Raw genomic sequence first — 328 nt, forward strand, 5'->3', positions numbered from 1 at the left:
TCATAGAACAGCGTGTACAAGAGTACTCACCATCACGGAACACTCTGTCTTCGGAGTCGCTCCAGAAAGGAGGTGTTCCAGCCGCACCTTCCGGTACGGCTACCTTGTTACGACTTAGCCCCAATCACCAGTTTTACCCTAGGCCGCCCCTTGCGGTTACGGACTTCAGGCACCCCCGGCTTTCATGGCTTGACGGGCGGTGTGTACAAGGCCCGGGAACGTATTCACCGCGCCATGGCTGATGCGCGATTACTAGCGAATCCAGCTTCGTGGAGTCGGGTTGCAGACTCCAGTCCGAACTGAGAAGGGTTTTCGGGATTCGCATCCA

Annotated in this window: 1 rRNA gene (cut by a window edge); it reads right to left on the minus strand. The window is 56.7% G+C overall.

Annotated features, from left to right (window positions below):
* Window positions 1–65: 65 nt before the first annotated feature.
* Window positions 66–328: ribosomal RNA gene (locus tag DXA74_RS15895) — 16S ribosomal RNA — on the minus strand; it runs 1,302 nt beyond the window's last position.

This window comes from Bacteroides sp. OF04-15BH (assembly GCF_003477995.1).
Classification (GTDB): Bacteria; Bacteroidota; Bacteroidia; order Bacteroidales; family Bacteroidaceae; genus Paraprevotella.